The 15,781-nt window shown below is 67.7% G+C and carries 17 protein-coding genes; 6 read left to right on the forward strand and 11 right to left on the reverse strand.

What is annotated here, in order from left to right:
* On the reverse strand, window positions 1-540 hold the full coding sequence (locus tag ACGLHS_RS12895) for a GNAT family N-acetyltransferase (protein WP_394480172.1): 540 nt from the start codon (window positions 538-540) through the stop codon (window positions 1-3).
* Between the two features lie 71 nt (window positions 541-611).
* Between ACGLHS_RS12895 and ACGLHS_RS12900 the strand changes: the two genes are divergently transcribed.
* Window positions 612-1,490 (forward strand): LysR family transcriptional regulator, encoded by an 879-nt coding sequence (locus ACGLHS_RS12900; RefSeq protein WP_394480175.1) that lies wholly within the window; start codon window positions 612-614, stop codon window positions 1,488-1,490.
* An 18-nt stretch (window positions 1,491-1,508) separates the two neighbouring features.
* Here ACGLHS_RS12900 and ACGLHS_RS12905 read toward each other — a convergent pair whose 3' ends face one another.
* From ACGLHS_RS12905 to ACGLHS_RS12925, 5 genes are all read right to left on the reverse strand, one after another.
* Entirely contained in the window at window positions 1,509-2,690 is a 1,182-nt protein-coding gene (locus ACGLHS_RS12905) for an ABC transporter substrate-binding protein (protein WP_394480177.1), read from the reverse strand.
* A 225-nt stretch (window positions 2,691-2,915) separates the two neighbouring features.
* Window positions 2,916-3,707, reverse strand: a complete 792-nt coding sequence (trmB, locus tag ACGLHS_RS12910) for a tRNA (guanosine(46)-N7)-methyltransferase TrmB (protein WP_394480179.1) — start codon at window positions 3,705-3,707, stop codon at window positions 2,916-2,918.
* Entirely contained in the window at window positions 3,704-4,669 is a 966-nt protein-coding gene (gluQRS, locus tag ACGLHS_RS12915; RefSeq protein ID WP_394480181.1) for a tRNA glutamyl-Q(34) synthetase GluQRS, read from the reverse strand. The genes trmB and gluQRS overlap by 4 nt, the downstream gene beginning before the upstream one ends.
* A gap of 7 nt (window positions 4,670-4,676) precedes the next feature.
* Window positions 4,677-5,759 carry an NAD(P)/FAD-dependent oxidoreductase gene (locus tag ACGLHS_RS12920; RefSeq protein WP_394480183.1) on the reverse strand — a complete coding sequence of 361 codons (1,083 nt, stop codon included), beginning with the start codon at window positions 5,757-5,759 and terminating at the stop codon, window positions 4,677-4,679.
* Between the two features lie 116 nt (window positions 5,760-5,875).
* A complete protein-coding gene (locus tag ACGLHS_RS12925; protein ID WP_093246936.1) occupies window positions 5,876-6,829 on the reverse strand; it encodes a LysR family transcriptional regulator in 954 nt (317 codons plus the stop codon).
* A 162-nt stretch (window positions 6,830-6,991) separates the two neighbouring features.
* Here ACGLHS_RS12925 and ACGLHS_RS12930 point away from each other — a divergent pair, with 162 nt between their 5' ends.
* From ACGLHS_RS12930 to ACGLHS_RS12950, 5 genes are all read left to right on the forward strand, one after another.
* Window positions 6,992-7,693 (forward strand): pirin family protein, encoded by a 702-nt coding sequence (locus ACGLHS_RS12930; RefSeq protein WP_394480186.1) that lies wholly within the window; start codon window positions 6,992-6,994, stop codon window positions 7,691-7,693.
* Window positions 7,694-7,779: 86 nt separating this feature from the next.
* Entirely contained in the window at window positions 7,780-8,199 is a 420-nt protein-coding gene (locus ACGLHS_RS12935; protein ID WP_394480188.1) for a DoxX family protein, read from the forward strand.
* Between the two features lie 34 nt (window positions 8,200-8,233).
* Window positions 8,234-8,794, forward strand: a complete 561-nt coding sequence (locus ACGLHS_RS12940; RefSeq protein ID WP_093246990.1) for a flavodoxin family protein — start codon at window positions 8,234-8,236, stop codon at window positions 8,792-8,794.
* 32 nt (window positions 8,795-8,826) lie between these two features.
* Entirely contained in the window at window positions 8,827-9,753 is a 927-nt protein-coding gene (locus ACGLHS_RS12945; protein WP_394480190.1) for a pirin family protein, read from the forward strand.
* Between the two features lie 208 nt (window positions 9,754-9,961).
* A complete protein-coding gene (locus ACGLHS_RS12950) occupies window positions 9,962-10,378 on the forward strand; it encodes a hypothetical protein (protein WP_093246940.1) in 417 nt (138 codons plus the stop codon).
* Window positions 10,379-10,429: 51 nt separating this feature from the next.
* On the opposite strand, the gene ACGLHS_RS12955 is transcribed toward ACGLHS_RS12950, so the two are convergent.
* The 5 genes from ACGLHS_RS12955 to ACGLHS_RS12975 all read right to left on the reverse strand — a co-directional run bounded on the left by ACGLHS_RS12955 (window position 10,430) and on the right by ACGLHS_RS12975 (window position 15,732).
* Complete coding sequence (locus ACGLHS_RS12955; RefSeq protein ID WP_093246941.1) at window positions 10,430-11,998, reverse strand: tripartite tricarboxylate transporter permease; 1,569 nt, start codon at window positions 11,996-11,998, stop codon at window positions 10,430-10,432.
* A 4-nt stretch (window positions 11,999-12,002) separates the two neighbouring features.
* Window positions 12,003-12,527 carry a tripartite tricarboxylate transporter TctB family protein gene (locus ACGLHS_RS12960; RefSeq protein WP_176801267.1) on the reverse strand — a complete coding sequence of 175 codons (525 nt, stop codon included), beginning with the start codon at window positions 12,525-12,527 and terminating at the stop codon, window positions 12,003-12,005.
* Window positions 12,528-12,672: 145 nt separating this feature from the next.
* Window positions 12,673-14,253: a sensor histidine kinase gene (locus tag ACGLHS_RS12965; RefSeq protein WP_394480193.1), complete on the reverse strand. Its 1,581-nt coding sequence runs from the start codon at window positions 14,251-14,253 to the stop codon at window positions 12,673-12,675.
* Window positions 14,213-14,920: a response regulator gene (locus ACGLHS_RS12970; protein WP_093246943.1), complete on the reverse strand. Its 708-nt coding sequence runs from the start codon at window positions 14,918-14,920 to the stop codon at window positions 14,213-14,215. Before ACGLHS_RS12970 ends, ACGLHS_RS12965 begins: the two co-directional genes overlap by 41 nt.
* Before the next feature lie 26 nt (window positions 14,921-14,946).
* Window positions 14,947-15,732, reverse strand: coding sequence for a sulfurtransferase (locus tag ACGLHS_RS12975; RefSeq protein ID WP_093246944.1), 786 nt, complete (start codon window positions 15,730-15,732; stop codon window positions 14,947-14,949).
* Window positions 15,733-15,781: the final 49 nt, after the last annotated feature.

Below are 15,781 nucleotides of genomic sequence, written 5' to 3' on the forward strand. Positions count from 1 at the left end.
TCAGCCTTCCAGCTCCTTGAGCATCGTGACCGACACGGGCGTGCATCCGCGTGCCTTGAAGAAGCGGTGCGCGTCTTCGTTGCCGATGCCGCTTTCGAGAAAGAGCCGCGCGATGCCGCGCTGTTGCCGCAGTTCGGCGCAGAGCCAGTCGAACATCAGCGAGCCCAGGCCGGAGCCCTGGAAGGGCGCATCGACCACGAGGTCGTCGAGGGTGGCGAAGGCGCGTGACGCCAGCCTGGCTTCATCGATCGATACCAGCGCGATGCCGGCCAGCGTGTCGCCGCTGTGTGCGGTTGCGACCAGCGTGTTCGACGTTGCGATCGGTTGAGCCAGGGCCTGGCGCACCTGGGCCCGCAAGACTTCGGGCAAGTCGCTGCGCCATTCGCCGATGGCCACGGCGCGGCGCTCCTGCAGTTCGGAGTGCGAGATGTAGTGAGGGCTGAGCTGCCGCAGGAACAAGGCGGCAATGGCCTCGGCCTGGGAAAGATCGCTGCACCAGCTCAGCGTGAACGGTGCCATGTGTGTACGAGAAATCGTCATGGTCGCATGTTGCGCCATTAAAATGGATGAATAAAGATGAAATCCATCTGAAAAATAGATGAGTCGCCCGCATGGAATGGACCGTCGATCAACTCCGCCAATTCGTGACGACCGCTGACTGCGGCTCGTTTTCGGCGGCCGCACGCTATCTGGGCAAGGCGCAGTCGGCCGTGAGCACGGCCATCGGCCTGTTGGAGGTCGACCTGGGCGTGGCGCTGTTCGACCGCTCGCGCCGGAACGCGCAGTTGTCCGAGGCAGGGCAGGTGCTGCTGCTCGAAGCACGCGAGCTGTTGCGCCAGGCCGAGCAGCTCGACCAGCGTGCCCGGTCGCTGAACGCGGGGAGCGAGGCTGCGTTGTCCATCGCCCTGGACGAAGCCTTGCCATTCACGGCCATCCGGACGCTGATGCGCGAGATCTCGGTGAAGTTTCCCAACCTCGAACTCACCGTGCTCAATGGCACCGCGACCGAGGTGGCCGACTACGTGGAGCAGGAGCGCGCCAGCGTCGCCTTTCACTTCGACCGCGGCCCGGTGCGGCCCTGCTTCGACATGCGGCGTATCGGCAGCGTGCCGCAGGGCGTGTTCGTGGCCATCGACCATCCGCTGGCCGACGGCCGCACGGTTCGCCGCAAAGACCTCGTGCAGCACCGGCAACTGCTGATGCATGCCGACGACGTGCACGAGGTGGCGCACAGCCCTCGCGTGTGGCGCTGCGACAGTTTCTACAGCACGGCCGAGATGGTGGCCGACAAGCTCGGCTGGGCGGTGCTGCCCGTCAACATCGCGCACTACGAGGGCTATCGCAAGGCCCTGCAGGAAGTGCCTTGCCCCTCGCTCGCGTTGCCCAGGCTCTCGGTGCGCATGCTCTGGCTGCAGGGCCGCATGCTGGGCGCCACGGCCACGTACGTGCAGACGCGCTTCACCGAACTGCTGCGCGATACCCCCGCGTGAGGGCGCCGGCGCCGCGCCTTACCTCAGGACGCGGCCGTCGGCGGAAATGCTGATCAGGTCGATGCTGCGCACGTTGTCGCGCAGGCCGGGCCGCAGGTTGATGCGGAAGCCGCCGACGTCGTAGTCGGTCATGCCGGTCATCACGCGCTGCAGGCTGGCGGTGGTGAAGCCGCGGCCCGCGCGGCGCACCGCTTCGCCGGCCGCCTTGGCCGCGATGAAGCCTTCGAGCCCTTCGTACGACGCCGTCTGGTCGGAGTTGTCGACGGCCGCCAGGTATTCCTTGACGATTGGTATGGCCGAAGGCCGCGGCGACGGCACCACCTGCGAGATCACGATGCCGCCGATGTCCTTGCCCAGCGTGGCGTAGAGCGGGTCGATGCCGACGATCGAGAAGGCCATGAAGTTGCCCGCATAGCCGCTCTTGCGCAGCTTGCGGATGGCGTTGGCCGTGGTGCCCGAGAGCGACACCAGCACGATGGCCTGGGGCGACTGCTGCTGCACCGTCTTCAGGGCGGCGTCGAGCTTGTCGCCGCTGGCGGGCACCAGCGCGGTCGCGACCAGTGGCGTGAGCTTCAGTTCGGTGATGGCCTGCTGCACGGCCGCGAGGCCTGCGCGGCCCATGGCGTCGTCGTCGCCCACCAGGGCCACGCGCGTCTGCCCCACGGTGGCGCACTGGCGCACGATCTTGAGGGCCTCGTCGATCATGCCGGGGCGCACGTGGAACACGTTGGGATGGTCGGCGCCGCGCAAGGTGTCGGAGGCGGCGAAGGGCGCGAAGAGCAGGCTGCCCTGCTGAGTGGCGACGTTCGCGCCGGCCTCGCTGCTGGCGGTGCCGACGAAGCCGAAGAGCATGTCGGCCTTGTTGGTGGTGAGCAGCGTGCGCGCGTTGGCGGTGGCGCGCGCTGCGTCGTAGCCGTCGTCGAGCTGCAGCAGCTTCAGCTGCAGGCCGGCGGCGGCATTGCGTTCGTTGAAGCCGCTCACCGCGAGCCGGCTGCCGGCCGCGAAGGCGTTGCCGATTTCACTGGCGCTGCCCGTGAGCGGCACCGACTGCCCGAGGAGCACGACGCGCGGCGTGCCGGCGGCTGCGGGCGCCGTCTTTGCAGACTGCGCCATCGCGGGGCCGGCCATGCCGCCGATGCCACTTCCCAGCAGCAATGCTCCGTATGCCTTCCCCAGCCATTCCCTGCGAGATGTGTTCATGCGACACCTTTTTTAACAGTAGTAAAAAAGTGTAGCAATATTGGGGCCAGCGGGGAAGTCGGGCGGCGGGGCGGAATTCCCTGAGGAAATCCGCCGGCCCCGCGATGCGCCTGGGCGCCGCACCGACACGCAATGCATGCCGATGCAGAAGGCAGAAGGAGAAAAAAGGCCCGCCGAAGAAGAGCGCATGCCGCTCCTCTTACGTCGCAAACGCAGTGGCGTGAATCAGGCGGCGGAAGTGCGCTCGAACACCAGGTCCCACACGCCGTGGCCCAGCTTGATGCCGCGGTTCTCGAACTTGGTCAGCGGCCGGTACTCGGGCTTGGGCGCATAAGCCTCGGCCGTGTTGCGCAGCAGCGGCTCGGCGGCCAGCACTTCGAGCATCTGCTCGGCGTAGGGTTGCCAGTCGGTGGCGCAATGGATGTAGCCGCCGGGGCGCAGGTGCTGCGCCAGCTTGGTCACGAACTCGGGCTGGATCAGCCGGCGCTTGTTGTGCCGCTTCTTGTGCCAGGGGTCGGGAAAGAACACATGCACGCCGGCCAGCGTGCCGGGCTGCAGCATGTGGTCGAGCACGTCGACGGCGTCGTGCGCACAGATGCGGATGTTCGACAGCGACTGCTCGCCGATGCGCTTGAGCAGCGCGCCCACGCCGGGCTCGTGCACTTCGCAGCAGAGGAAATTGGTGTCGGGCAGCACGGTCGCGATGTGCGCCGTGGCCTCGCCCATGCCGAAGCCGATCTCCAGCACGGTCGGGCCGGCACGGCCGCCGAAGGCTTCCGTCAGGTCGAGCGGCTCGGGCTTGTAGGGAACGAGGAACAGCGGGCCCAGTTCGGCGAAGGCGCGCGCCTGGCCTTCGGTGGTGCGGCCGGCGCGCTTCACGAAGCTCTTGAGGCGGCGGTGCAGCGGATGCGGCTTGGCGGTGTCATCGCCGCTGTTGTCGCCGTTGTTGCCATCGGCGGATGCGGGCGCGTCGTCGCTGCGCGGGAGGTCGTTGGGCACGGTGTCGGGGAAGTTCATGTGGGCCGCGAATTGTAGAGAGCGCGCCATTCGGGCACCCAGTCGGCCAGCGCGGCGGCACAGGTGGCGCCCGTGGCGGGGCGCAAACCGAGCACGCGCGCGGCGGCGTCGAGCGCGGCCAGGGCGGCTTGGGGTGTGCCGGTGTCGATGGCGGTGGCGCCGTTCTGTTTGGAGAGCTTGTCGCCATCGGCGCCGCGCACCAGCGGCGTGTGCAGGTAGCTGGGCGTCGGCAGGCCGAGCGCGCGCTGCAGCAGGATCTGGCGCGCGGTGTTGTCGGTGAGGTCTTCGCCGCGCACCACGTCGGTCACGCCTTGTTCGGCATCGTCGACCACCACCGCGAGCTGGTAGGCCCAGGGGCCGTCGGCACGGCGCAGCACGAAGTCGCCGACCTCGCGGCTGACGTTCTGGCACTGCAGGCCCAGTCGGCGATCGGTCCAGCAGAGCTCGCTGCGTGCTTCTTCGGATTCGCTGGTTTCGTCCCAGGGCACGCCGGGCGTGGGCGGACGGTCGGCCTCGAACTTCTCGGTGGCGAAGCGCCAGGCCCGCGCGGGCTTGCCGTGCAGCCCGTCGCGGCAGGTGCCGGGGTAGACCCGCTCGCCATGGCGTTCATGGTGCTGCCCCAGGCGCGCTAAAGCGGTGTTGATGTCCTTGCGCGAACAACCACAGGGATAGGCCAGGCCCCGTGCCTGCAGCGTGGCCAGCGCCGCCTCGTACAGGGCCGTGCGCTGCGTTTGCCGCACGGGTGCCTCGTCGGGCAGCAGGCCGCACTCGGCCAGTTGCTGGAGGATGTGCTCGCCCATGCCGGGCAGGCAGCGCTCGGTGTCGGCGTCTTCGATGCGGATCAGCCAGCGTGCCTGCGGGCCGCGGGCCCGCACGTCGAGCCAGCTTGCGAGCGCGGCCACCAGCGAGCCCGCATGCAGCGGCCCGGTGGGTGAGGGCGCGAAACGGCCGGTCTCCCCCATCCCCGGATCAGATCACCGCAAGCGCGAGCGAGAGGCCCGAGAGAAACGCGTCTTCCACGCGATGGCCGGTGCACCAGTCGCCCGCCACGCCGATGCGGGCCTTGGCGTCCCACAGGTGCGTCTGGCCAAGCGGCACTTGCGTCTGGGCTTCGTTCCAGCACAGGGCCTGGGCGTGCGCGGGCGTGGCATGGATGCCGGTGATTTCGGCGAAGGCGCGAAGCAGCTTGGCTTCGACGCGCGAAGGCGTGTCGCGCAGATGCTCTTGCGACCATGCGGCGCTGGCTTGCAGTGTCCAGCGCTCGATGGGGTCGCGGCCGGGCTTGGACGATTCGCGCGCCAGCCACGCCACGCGGTGGTGGGTGCTGCGTGCCGCATTCCATTGCGGGCCGAGGTGCGACATGGTGGGCTGGTTGGCCTGCGGGAAGGCGATCATCAGCGTCCAGCAGGGCGCGATGCGCACGGGTTCGATCTTGCGGCTGAGCGTGGCCGAGAGCTTGCCGTCGCCCAGCAGCGCACGCGTGCGCGAAGGCGGCACGGCGAGCAGCACGGCGTCGAAGCCCGAATACACGTGCTGCGAATCGTCGGCACCGGCGGTGCGCAATTGCCAGCGTTGGGGATCGAGCGCATCGGGCTCGATCTGCGTCACCTGCGTGCCGGTGACGAGGCTGTCGCCCAGCGGCGCGGCCCAGTGCGCGACCAGTGCATCCATGCCAGGTTGCGCCACCCAGTGCGCTTCGAGCGAGGGCAGCGCGGCCTCGGCCACGCGGCCGTGGGCATCGAGCACGCGCACGAGGTTGGCGCTCCAGCGCTTGCACAGGCCGGGTGTGGCTTCGAGGGCCAGCGCAAAGCGCGGGTCGCGCACGGTGAAGTACTGCGCACCGCTGTCGAAACGGCCGAAGGCGGTGTCGGCACTGGCCATGCGGCCGCCGGGTGCCTCGTTGCGCTCGAACAGCGTGACCTTGTGGCCCGCCTGCCGCAGCGTGCGGGCACAGGCCACGCCGGCAATGCCGGCACCGATGACGGCGTAGTGGCGCGGGGTGGCGGGCGTTCGATGGCGGTCGGCTGGCTTGGCAGTTGCGCTTTTGGGCATGGCGGACTCTTTTCTTCTGGATGGAATGCGGATGGATGTGTGTGCACTCTACATCGGTCTGCAGGGGCTGCCGGCTAAGGGCTCACCCTCGGATTGCAAACATGGCGGCCATGTTCTCAGCGGCCGCGATGCCTCTCGAGCAGCGCGCGGCGCGTGGCCTCGTGCTCGAACTGCGCGAGCCACCATTCGAGCGCGCGCCCCGGCCTGCCCGCGCTGCGCACGCGCCACGCGCAATGCATGGTGCCCAGCGGCGGCTGGCGTTCCGTCGCGAGTTCGACCAGGTGCCCGGCCTCGATGTAGGGCCGCGCCATCGGCTCGGGCAGAAAGCCGCCGCCCAGGCCGTGCAGCTGTGCGGCGATTTTGGCCTGCATGCTCGGCACGGTGAGCACGTCCTGCCCGCCCATGAGGTTGACGGTCATGCTCGATCCGCCGCGTGCCGAATCGGCTGCGGCCACCGCGCGGTGCTGGCGCATGACCGCATCGCTCAAGGGCTGGGGCACGCGCGCCAGCGGGTGATGCGGCGCCACCGCGTAGACGAAGCGCAGCTCGCCGATCGGCCGGCTGCGCAGGCCCGTGGCGGTGAGGGCCAGGCTCGGTGCATCGAGCACCGCGCCGATCGCAAGGTCGGCCTCGCCGCTGGTCAGTGCCTCGATGGTGCCGAACAGCGTCTCGTCGCGTAGCTTCAGGCGCGTGGGCGGCTCGAGCGCGAAGAAGGCGGTGCACAGGTCGAGCAGCGGGTCGCGCGCGATCACGCTGTCGACCGCGATGGTCAGCATCGGCTCCCAGCCGGTGGCCACGCGCTTCACGCGATTGGCCACCGCATCGATCTCGCCCAGCAGCCGCGTCGCTTCGCGCAACAGTTCGGCACCGGCCTCGGTCAGTCGGGCCTGGCGCGCGCTGCGGTCGAACAGCAGCACGTCGAGCGCGTCCTCGATCTGGCGCACCCGGTAGCTCAGCGCGCTGGGCACGAGGTTCAGCGCGCGGGCGGCACCGGCAAAGCTGCCCGCGCTGGCCACGGTCTGGAGCATGGCGAGGGCGTCGGGGGTCAGTACATCTCGGGGGCTGGGCATGGCGGCTCCATCGATCAAATTATTTGAATGGTGCCATCAAACCGCGGCGTCTTTCACAAGGGGCCGCAGACCTAAAGTTCCTTACATCCGCTGCGCATCCGGCGCGGCATACGAAGAAGGCCCGAACAGTCCCCACAGGGCAGGGCCACAAGGAGTTCGACGATGTTGCAAGTCCGTAAATCACAGGAACGCGGTTATGCCGACCATGGCTGGCTGCGCTCGTTCCACAGCTTTTCTTTCGCTGGCTACTACGACCCGGCCCACATGGGCTTCGGCAACCTGCGCGTGATCAACGAAGACCGCGTGGCCGCCGGTGCCGGTTTCGGCACCCACGGTCACAAGGACATGGAGATCATCAGCTACGTGCTGTCGGGCGAGCTGGCGCACAAGGACAGCATGGGGAACATCGAGTCCATTCCCCCCGGCGACGTGCAGCGCATGAGCGCGGGGCGCGGCGTGATGCACAGCGAGTTCAACCACAAGGCCGACGAGACCACGCACTTCCTGCAGATCTGGATCGAGCCCAACGTGCGCGGCATCGCTCCCGGCTACGAGCAGAAGAAGTTCAGCGACGCCGAGAAGCGCGGCAAGTTGCGCCTGGTGGCTTCGCCCGATGGCAGCGACGGCTCGGTCACGGTGCATGCCGATGCGCGCCTGTATGCAGGCCTGCTCGACGGCGACGAAAAGGCCAGCCTGGCGCTGGACCCGAAGCGCAAGAGCTACGTGCACCTGGTGCGCGGCGAGCTCGAAGTCAACGGCCAGAAGCTCGCGGGCGGCGACGCCGCGATGCTCGAAGGCGAATCGCAACTGACGCTGGCCGGCGGCAAGGACGCCGAAGTGCTGGTGTTCGACCTGGTCGCGTGATCGATGCCGGGCGCTCGTCGCCCGGCTTTTTTCTTGTTCCCCTTTTCCTGATCTTTCCACTTCAAACAACCGAGGAGTTTTCAACCATGGCAACCACAACCACCACCCCCAACGCCGCACAAGACACGCTGGCCCTGATCGGCCGCCTCATGATCGCGTTCCTGTTCATTCCCGCCGGCATCGGCAAGCTCATGGGCTTCGGCGGCACCGTCGGCTACATCACCTCGGCCGGCCTGCCGTTGCCCGAAGTGGCGGCTGCGGTTGCCATCGTCATCGAGCTGGGCCTGGGCATCGCGCTGCTGCTGGGCTTCAAGACCCGCTGGACCGCCATCGTGATGGCGATCTTCACCGTGGTCACCGCGCTGTTCTTCCACAAGTACTGGTCGGCGCCCGAAGCCATGAAAATGATGCAGCAGATCAACTTCAACAAGAACATCGCGATTGCCGGTGGCCTGCTGGCGCTCGCGGCCTTCGGCCCCGGCCGCTTCAGCATCGACAAGCGTTGATCGATCGATTCCAGTCCTCAAGGAGCACATGAACATGGCCGACATCGTCGTCGTCTTCCATTCCGGCTACGGCCATACCCAGCGCGTGGCCCAGGCCGTGGCCGAGAGCGCGGGCGCGCAGCTGCTCGCCATCGATGCCGACGGCAACCTGCCCGAAGGCGGCTGGGAAACGCTGGCCGCGGCCGACGCCATCATCTTCGGCTCGCCGACCTACATGGGCGGCGTGAGCTGGCAGTTCAAGAAGTTCGCCGATGCGTCGTCGAAGGTCTGGTACACGCAGGGCTGGAAAGACAAGCTCTTCGCCGGCTTCACCAACAGCGCCACGATGAACGGCGACAAGGTCGCGACGCTGACCTACCTCTGGACGCTTGCGATGCAGCACAGCGGCATCTGGGTCAGCCTGGGCATCCTGCCGAGCAACAACAAGGCGGCCACGCGCGATTCGATGAACTACGTGGGCGGCTACAGCGGCCTGCTGACGCAATCGCCGTCCGACGCCAGCCCGGCCGAGATGCACAAGGGCGACTTCGAGACCGCCCGTGCATTTGGCGCACGCGTGGCCGAGGTGGCAAGATCACGCGCGACTGCCAAGTAACGCCAAGCAACCCGCCGCCCACGGAGACCACGATGACCGACAACGCCGCCCCGCTGACCCAACTGCTTCGACCGCACGACAAGGACCTGGGCGGTGGCTTCAACGTGCGGCGCCTGCTGCCCGCGGCGCAGCGCCGCTCGGTCGGCCCCTTCGTGTTCTTCGACCACTTCGGGCCGGCCACCGAGCAGCCGGGCAACGCGCACGACGTGCGGCCGCACCCACACATCGGCCTGTCGACGGTCACCTATCTCTTCAAGGGCGCGATGATGCATCGCGACAGCCTGGGCAGCGTGCAGGAGATATTGCCCGGCGCCATCAACTGGATGACCGCGGGGCGCGGCATCGTGCACTCCGAGCGCAAGCCCGAGCGCCTGATGGCCGACACCTACGTCAACCATGGCCTGCAGCTCTGGGCCGCACTGCCGCAGGAGCATGAAGAAGTCGCGCCGAGCTTCGAGCACACGCCGTCCGAAGCCATTCCCGAACTCACCGAGCAGGGCGTGGCGGTGCGGGTGCTGGTGGGCGAAGCCTTCGGCGCACTCTCGCCCGTCAAGACGCTGTCGCAAACGCTCTATCTCGACATCGCATTGCCGGCCGGTGGCCGCTTCGAACTGCCCGCGCTGGCGCCCGAGCTGGCCGTGTACGCGGTCGATGCCGACGTCAGCGTCGATGGCGAGGCGGTGCCCGCGCACACCATGGCCGTGCTGCCCGACGGTCAGGGCGCGGTGCTGACGGCCGACACCGCCGCGCGCGTGATGGTGATCGGTGGCGAGCCGCTCGACGGCCCGCGCTACATCACCTGGAACTTCGTCTCCAGCCGGCGCGAGCGCATCCTCGAAGCCGGCGCCGACTGGGCCGCGCAACGCATGGGCCACGTGCCCGGCGAGACCGAGTTCATTCCGTTGCCAGGCAAGCCCTTCGACGTGCGCGAGCCCGACACCGGCGGCAAGCCGGCCTGAGCCTTCACCTTCATTTCGCCGCGGCGCGCCCCGTTGCCTTGTGCACGGGGCGCGCTGCCGTTTTGTCCTGATCGACGTGCGCCTCGCGCGTTGGCACCGGCGTGATTTCGCGAGATTCGCCTACATCCGCGAGTAGTAAGCTGCGCCCCGCAAACGGCGATCGAGGGGATCGCCGTCCCAACGACATCCCAGAAAGGGAGCAAGGCACATGGCAGTTTTCCAGACCCCCGAGGTTGCACCGGGCGAGTACGGCGATCTTTTCGAGTTCCTCATGAAGGAACTGAAGCTCTTCAAGCGGCAGCTGGTCTTCATGCTCAAGCATGCGCAGACCGGCGAGTCGATGGTCTTCGACCGTGTCTGGTACCAGTTCAACCGCAAGGAGCAACTGGCGCAGCTCCTGACAGAGGGCAACTACGCCGCAGTCTCGCAACTGCCCGTCAACAAGGAGGGCCAGTCGGGCATCTACATCGAGACCCGCTACGTCAAGTCCGGCAAGCTCGTGAGCTTCCAGATGGTGGAGGCGAGGCCGCACGAGGGCGGGCGCTACGTGGGCCTGACGCCGGCCATGGTGTTCACCGACGCCGACGGCGAGCGAATGCTCCCGTTCGTCAAGAACCTCCAGTAATAAAAAAGGGCCCGCGCATGCGGGCCCTTTGCCTTGTGCGGTCGGTCGGCGTTATTCGCCGCTGATCGACACGGCTTCGGCCGGTGGTGCACCTTCGGGTGCCTTCGGCAGCTCGACCATCTTGTTGCGCCCGCCGCGGCCACGCCAGGCCGAGTAGCCCACGCCCAGCAGCAGCAGCACGCACAGGCCGATGAAGGTGCCGCTGATCGGACGCGTCACGAACACCGTCATGTCGCCCCGCGAGAGCAGCAGCGCACGGCGGAAGTTTTCTTCGACCATCGGCCCGAGCACGAAGCCCAGCAGAATCGGCGCGACCGAGAACTCCAGCGTCATCAGCAGCGCACCGACGATACCGAACACCAGCACTTCCCAGATCTGGAACAGGCTGTTCTGCGTGCTGTACACGCCGGTCGCAATGAAGAACATCGCGGCCGGGAACAGGTACTTGTAGGGCACCTTCAGCAGCTTCACCCACACGCCGATCAGCGGCACGTTCAGCACCACCAGGATCACGTTGCCAATCCAGAACGAGGCGATCAGGCCCCAGAAGATGTCCGGATGCTCCGTGATGAGCTGCGGGCCGGGCTGGATACCCTGGATCAGCAGCGCACCCAGAATCAGCGCCATCACCGCGTCGCCCGGAATGCCCAGGCTCATCGTCGGAATGAAGTCGACCTGCGTCTTCGAGTGAGCCGAAGCCTCGGGGCCCGCCACACCTTCGATCATGCCGGTGCCGAACTTGTTCGGCGTCTTCGACACCTTGCGCTCCAGCGCATAGGCGATGAAGGTGGTGATGGTCGGGCCCGTGCCGGGCATCGCGCCGAACACCGTGCCCACCAGCGTGCCGCGCAGCATGGCGGGGAAGGCACGCTTGAGCTCTTCCTTGCTCGGGCGCATGTCGCTGAGCTTCAGGGTGCCCGTGTCGCCGATGGTCTTCATGCGGTTCACGTTGAGCAGGAAGTCGGCCACGCCGAACAGGCCCATCGAGATCGCCACGAGTTCGAGGCCGTCGCTCAGTTCAGGCAGGCCGAACGCGAAGCGGAAGCTGCCGCTGTTCACGTCGGTGCCGACCACGCCGCACAGCAGGCCGAACAGCGTCATGGCCACGCCCTTGAGCGGCGAGCCGCGCGACATGGTGGAGCCAGCCAGCAAGCCCAGCAGCATGATCGAGAAGATCTCGGTCGGGCCGAACTTGAACGCGATCTGCACCAGCAGGGGCGAGGCGAAGATCATCACGATGATGCCGACGGACGCCGCGAAGAACGAGGCGATCATCGTCACCCCGAGCGCGACACCCCCCTTGCCCTGCTTGGTCATGGGGTACCCGTCCAGACAGGTCACTGCATGCGGCGGGTGCGAAGGCATGTTCATCAGGATGGCGCCGATGGCACCGCCGTACTGCGAACCGTAGAAGATACCGGCCAGCATCAGGATGGCGGGCACCGGGTGCATCACGTAGGTGAGCGGCAGCAGGATCGAGATGGCCTGCAGCGCGCCCATGCCCGGCAGCACGCCGATCAGGTTGCCCACCAGCACACCGAAGAAGGACCACATCAGGTTCGAGCCCTGGAAGGCCACGCCGAAGCCGAACCACAGGTCGTGTAGCGATTGACCGATCATGGTGTCAGCCTCCCCACTGGAACAGGGGGAGCTGCAACTTGAGCGCCCACCAGAAGACAACTACCGCGATGAACGACATCGCGAGCGAAAGGAGCAGCGCTTCGGTCAGCGTGTTGTCGCGGTCGCCGAGCGCCGAGATGAACACGATGGCGAAGGTCGCCGGCAGCAGGCCGCCGTACTCGCCGAACAGCAGGAACGCCAGGATGCCCAGGATGATGCAGACGCCGCCACGGATGTCGGGCATGCCGCCCGGATGTCCGTGCGACACGGCTTCCTCATCGGACGCCGGCTTGTCGCCGCGCGCCGAGACCGCGATCAGCAGCCCGGTGAGCGCGAGCAGGGCGCCCAGCGCCACGGGAAAGAAGCCCGGTCCCATGTGCGCCAGCTCGCCGACGCGATAGCCGATGCCGGCATACACCGCGGCCAATCCGATGACGATCAGCAGGGCTCCGCCGTAGTAGTCTTTTTTGAATTTCGATGCGGGCCGAGGCGCGTGCGAGGCCGGATCTTCACCGAGCTGGTGCTGCATAAGTCTCCTTCGATTTAGAAGGAGCGCAGTCTAGAAATCGAGGCTTTCAATCGGCTTTCGGACAGGGCGCAAACGACCTGCGGAGGCTCAAAATACGTGTAATCACGTACCGGCGTATCCGGTGAAACCCTTGCAAAAAAGGGCCTCAGGCGACGTGCAGCGGCAGTCGCAAGATCGCGCGCAAGCCACCGCCCGTGGCGCTCTCGGGCATGCCGGCACTTTCGAGTTCGATCTCCGCGCCATTGCGTCGCGCGTAGCTGCGCGCGATGGTCAGGCCAAGGCCTGCGCCCTGCGCCGCGCCCGCGGTGCCGGCATCGGGATCGCGATGGAAACGCTCGAACACGCTGTCGCGCCGTTCGGGTGCGATGCCGGGGCCGCTGTCACACACCTCGGCCACCGCCTGCGAGCCTTCGCGCCGCACGGTCACGGTGATGTTGCCGCCGCGCGGCGTGTACTTGATGGCGTTGTGCACGAGGTTCGCGAGCACCTCGTGCAGCTCGGCGGCGTTGGCCATCACGGGCAGCACCGGCGGGTCGTCGGCCTCGCCGGTTTCATCGGTGCCGTCGGCGTCGTCACCGGCCATGCCTTCGGTGGCGACGTCGCCGCGCGCATCGACCCAGCCCAGGTCCTGGTCGTTCTCGCGCGCCAGCGGCAGGTACTGCAGCACCACGGCGCGGGCGATGGCATTGAGGTCGACCACGGCGGGCTCGACGGCGGCGATGGCGTCGTCGGTGGTGGCATGGGCCAGGGCCAGCAGTTGTTCGCTCAGGCGGCGCGTGCGCGCGAGCTGCGCGACGATGGCGTGCAGCGATTCGCGCATGCGGGCCGGGTCGGTCTCGCGCACCGCGTAGCCGGCCTGGATCGAGAGAATGCTCAACGGCGTGCGCAGCTGGTGCGAGGCATCGGCCAGAAACTGCGAGTGCTCGGCCACCATGCGCCGGTGGCCTTCGATGTGATGGTTGACCGCATCGACCAGCGGCACCACTTCCTGCGGCACGCCGCTGGCGTCGAGCGGCTTGAGGTCGTCGCGCGAGCGTTCGCGCAGCGAGCGGCGCAGCCGGTCGAGCGGGCGCAGCGTCCAGGCCACACCCAGCCACACGAGGATGGACATCACCAACACCATGCGCGTGTCGCGCAGCAGCTCCTGGCGCAGCGTTTCCGATTGCGCCTGCACGCGCGGGCCGGTGCCTTCGGCGGCCTGGATGAGCACGCTCCAGGCGGAGCCGGGGTGCACGTTGTCGTACACGGTCTGGCGCAGGGCGGCCACGCGCACTGCATGCTTCTCGTATACCGCGTCGTAGAACACCGGCGTGCCGTCGGGCGGGCGCTGCGCCGGGCGCGGCAGGCCGGGCACGCCCATGAGCGTGGTCTCGGGCGCGTTGACGTCGAGCTGCTCGCCCTTGGCGATGCGCTGCACGCCCACGTGCAGGTACTTGTAGCGCAGGTGGGTCGAGTCGAACATCGACTGGATCGAGAAGGGCTCCTGCACGCGCACGCTGCCGTCGCTGGCCACAACGATGCCGTTGGCCAGCGCCTGCACAGGTTCGAGCAGGCTCTGGTCGTAGGCCACGACCAGCGCGTCGGTGAGCGCGCGGTAGTCGTTCCAGCTGTCGAGTGCCAGCAGCGCGATGATGCCCGGCAGCAGCAGTGCGAGCAGGCGCGCGCGGATGCCGAAGCGACGCGGCTCAGTTGTCGGCGGGGGCGTCGTCGGGGAGCGTGGGTCCATCGGCAATGCTCTCGAGCATGTAGCCCAGGCCGCGCACGGTGACGATGCGCACGTCGCTGTCCGCGAGCTTGCGCCGCAGCCGGTGCAGCACAACCTCGATGGCGTCGGGGCCCGCGGTGCTGTCGTTGGTGAACACCTTGGCGAAGAGCTGCGACTTGCCGACCGGCGCGCCGCTGCGCATCAGCAGGGCCGTGAGGGCGGCCTGCTCGCGCGGCGTGAGCGACAGCAGCGTGCCGCGCAGCGAGAAGGCGTGGCTTTCACTGTCGTACGAGAGCGAGGCGCACTGCAGCCGCGGATGCTGCTTGCCGCGGCTGCGCCGCACCAGCGCCGACAGGCGCGCCTCGAGCTCGACCAGCTCGAAGGGCTTGGTGAGGAAATCGTCGGCGCCCAGGTTGAGGCCGCGCACCCGGTCCTGCAACGCGCCTTGCGCGGTGAGGATCAGCACCGGCGTGCGGTCGTCGGCATCGCGCATGTCGGCCAGCACGCTCAGGCCGTGCTTGTCGGGCAGGCGCAGGTCGAGCACGATGGCGTCGTACTCGGTACCGGCGATGAAGGCTTCGGCGGTGCGCGCGTCGGGCGCGTGATCGGCGACGAAGCCGCTCTGGGTCAGCGCCCGGATCAGCCACGAGGCCATGTCCAGTTCGTCTTCCACCAGGAGGATGCGCATGGGAGGCCCGTGGTTGTCTTATGGGTTTATTGCTTGATGCCGAGGTCCGGGTCTTCGGAGGCCCGTGCGCTGGCGTGTGCCGAGCGTGCGCTCAGGTCGGGCGCGAGCGCCTCGCGGCCGTCGAACACGAAGCAGTCGCCGTGGTAGTGCGCGCCGCCGACCTGCTCGAAATATTTGAGGATGCCGCCTTCGAGCTGCAGCACGTGCTCGATGCCTTCCTCGCGCATCAGGATGGCCGCCTTCTCGCAGCGGATGCCGCCGGTGCAGAAGCTCACGACGGTCTTGCCCTTGAACTCCTCGCGGTGCGCCTTCAGGGCGGGCGGGAATTCGGTGAACTTGGTGATGCGCCAGTCGATCGCGCCGTCGAAGGTGCCTTCATCGACCTCGAAGTCGTTGCGGGTGTCGAGCAGGGCGATCTCGCGGCCTTCGTCGTCATGGCCCTGGTCGAGCCAGCGCTTGAGCGTGGGCGCGTCCACGCCCGGCGCCCGGCCGGCGGCGGGCTGGATGGCGGGGTGGTCCATGCGGATGATCTCGCGCTTGAGCTTGACCAGCATGCGCCGGAAGGGCTGCGTGGCGGACCAGCTTTCCTTGGTTTCGAGGTCGGCAAAGCGCGCGTCGGCACGCAAACGGGCCACGAAGGCGTGGATGGCGTCGGCGGTGCCCGCCAGGAACAGGTTGATGCCCTCCGGGGCCAGCAGGATGGTGCCCATCAGGCCCAAGGCCTGCGCGCGGGCGCGCAGGTCTTCACGCAGCACGGGGCTGTCGTCTATGCCTACGAATTTGTAGGCCGCGATATTCAGAATCTCTTGCACGGGGGGCGATTGTAGGGATTGCCAACCCACATCGTGGAGTGGCGCTTTC

Origin of the sequence: Variovorax sp. VaC1 (assembly GCF_043658315.1) — a bacterium.
In the GTDB taxonomy this organism is placed as follows: Bacteria; Pseudomonadota; Gammaproteobacteria; order Burkholderiales; family Burkholderiaceae_C; genus Variovorax.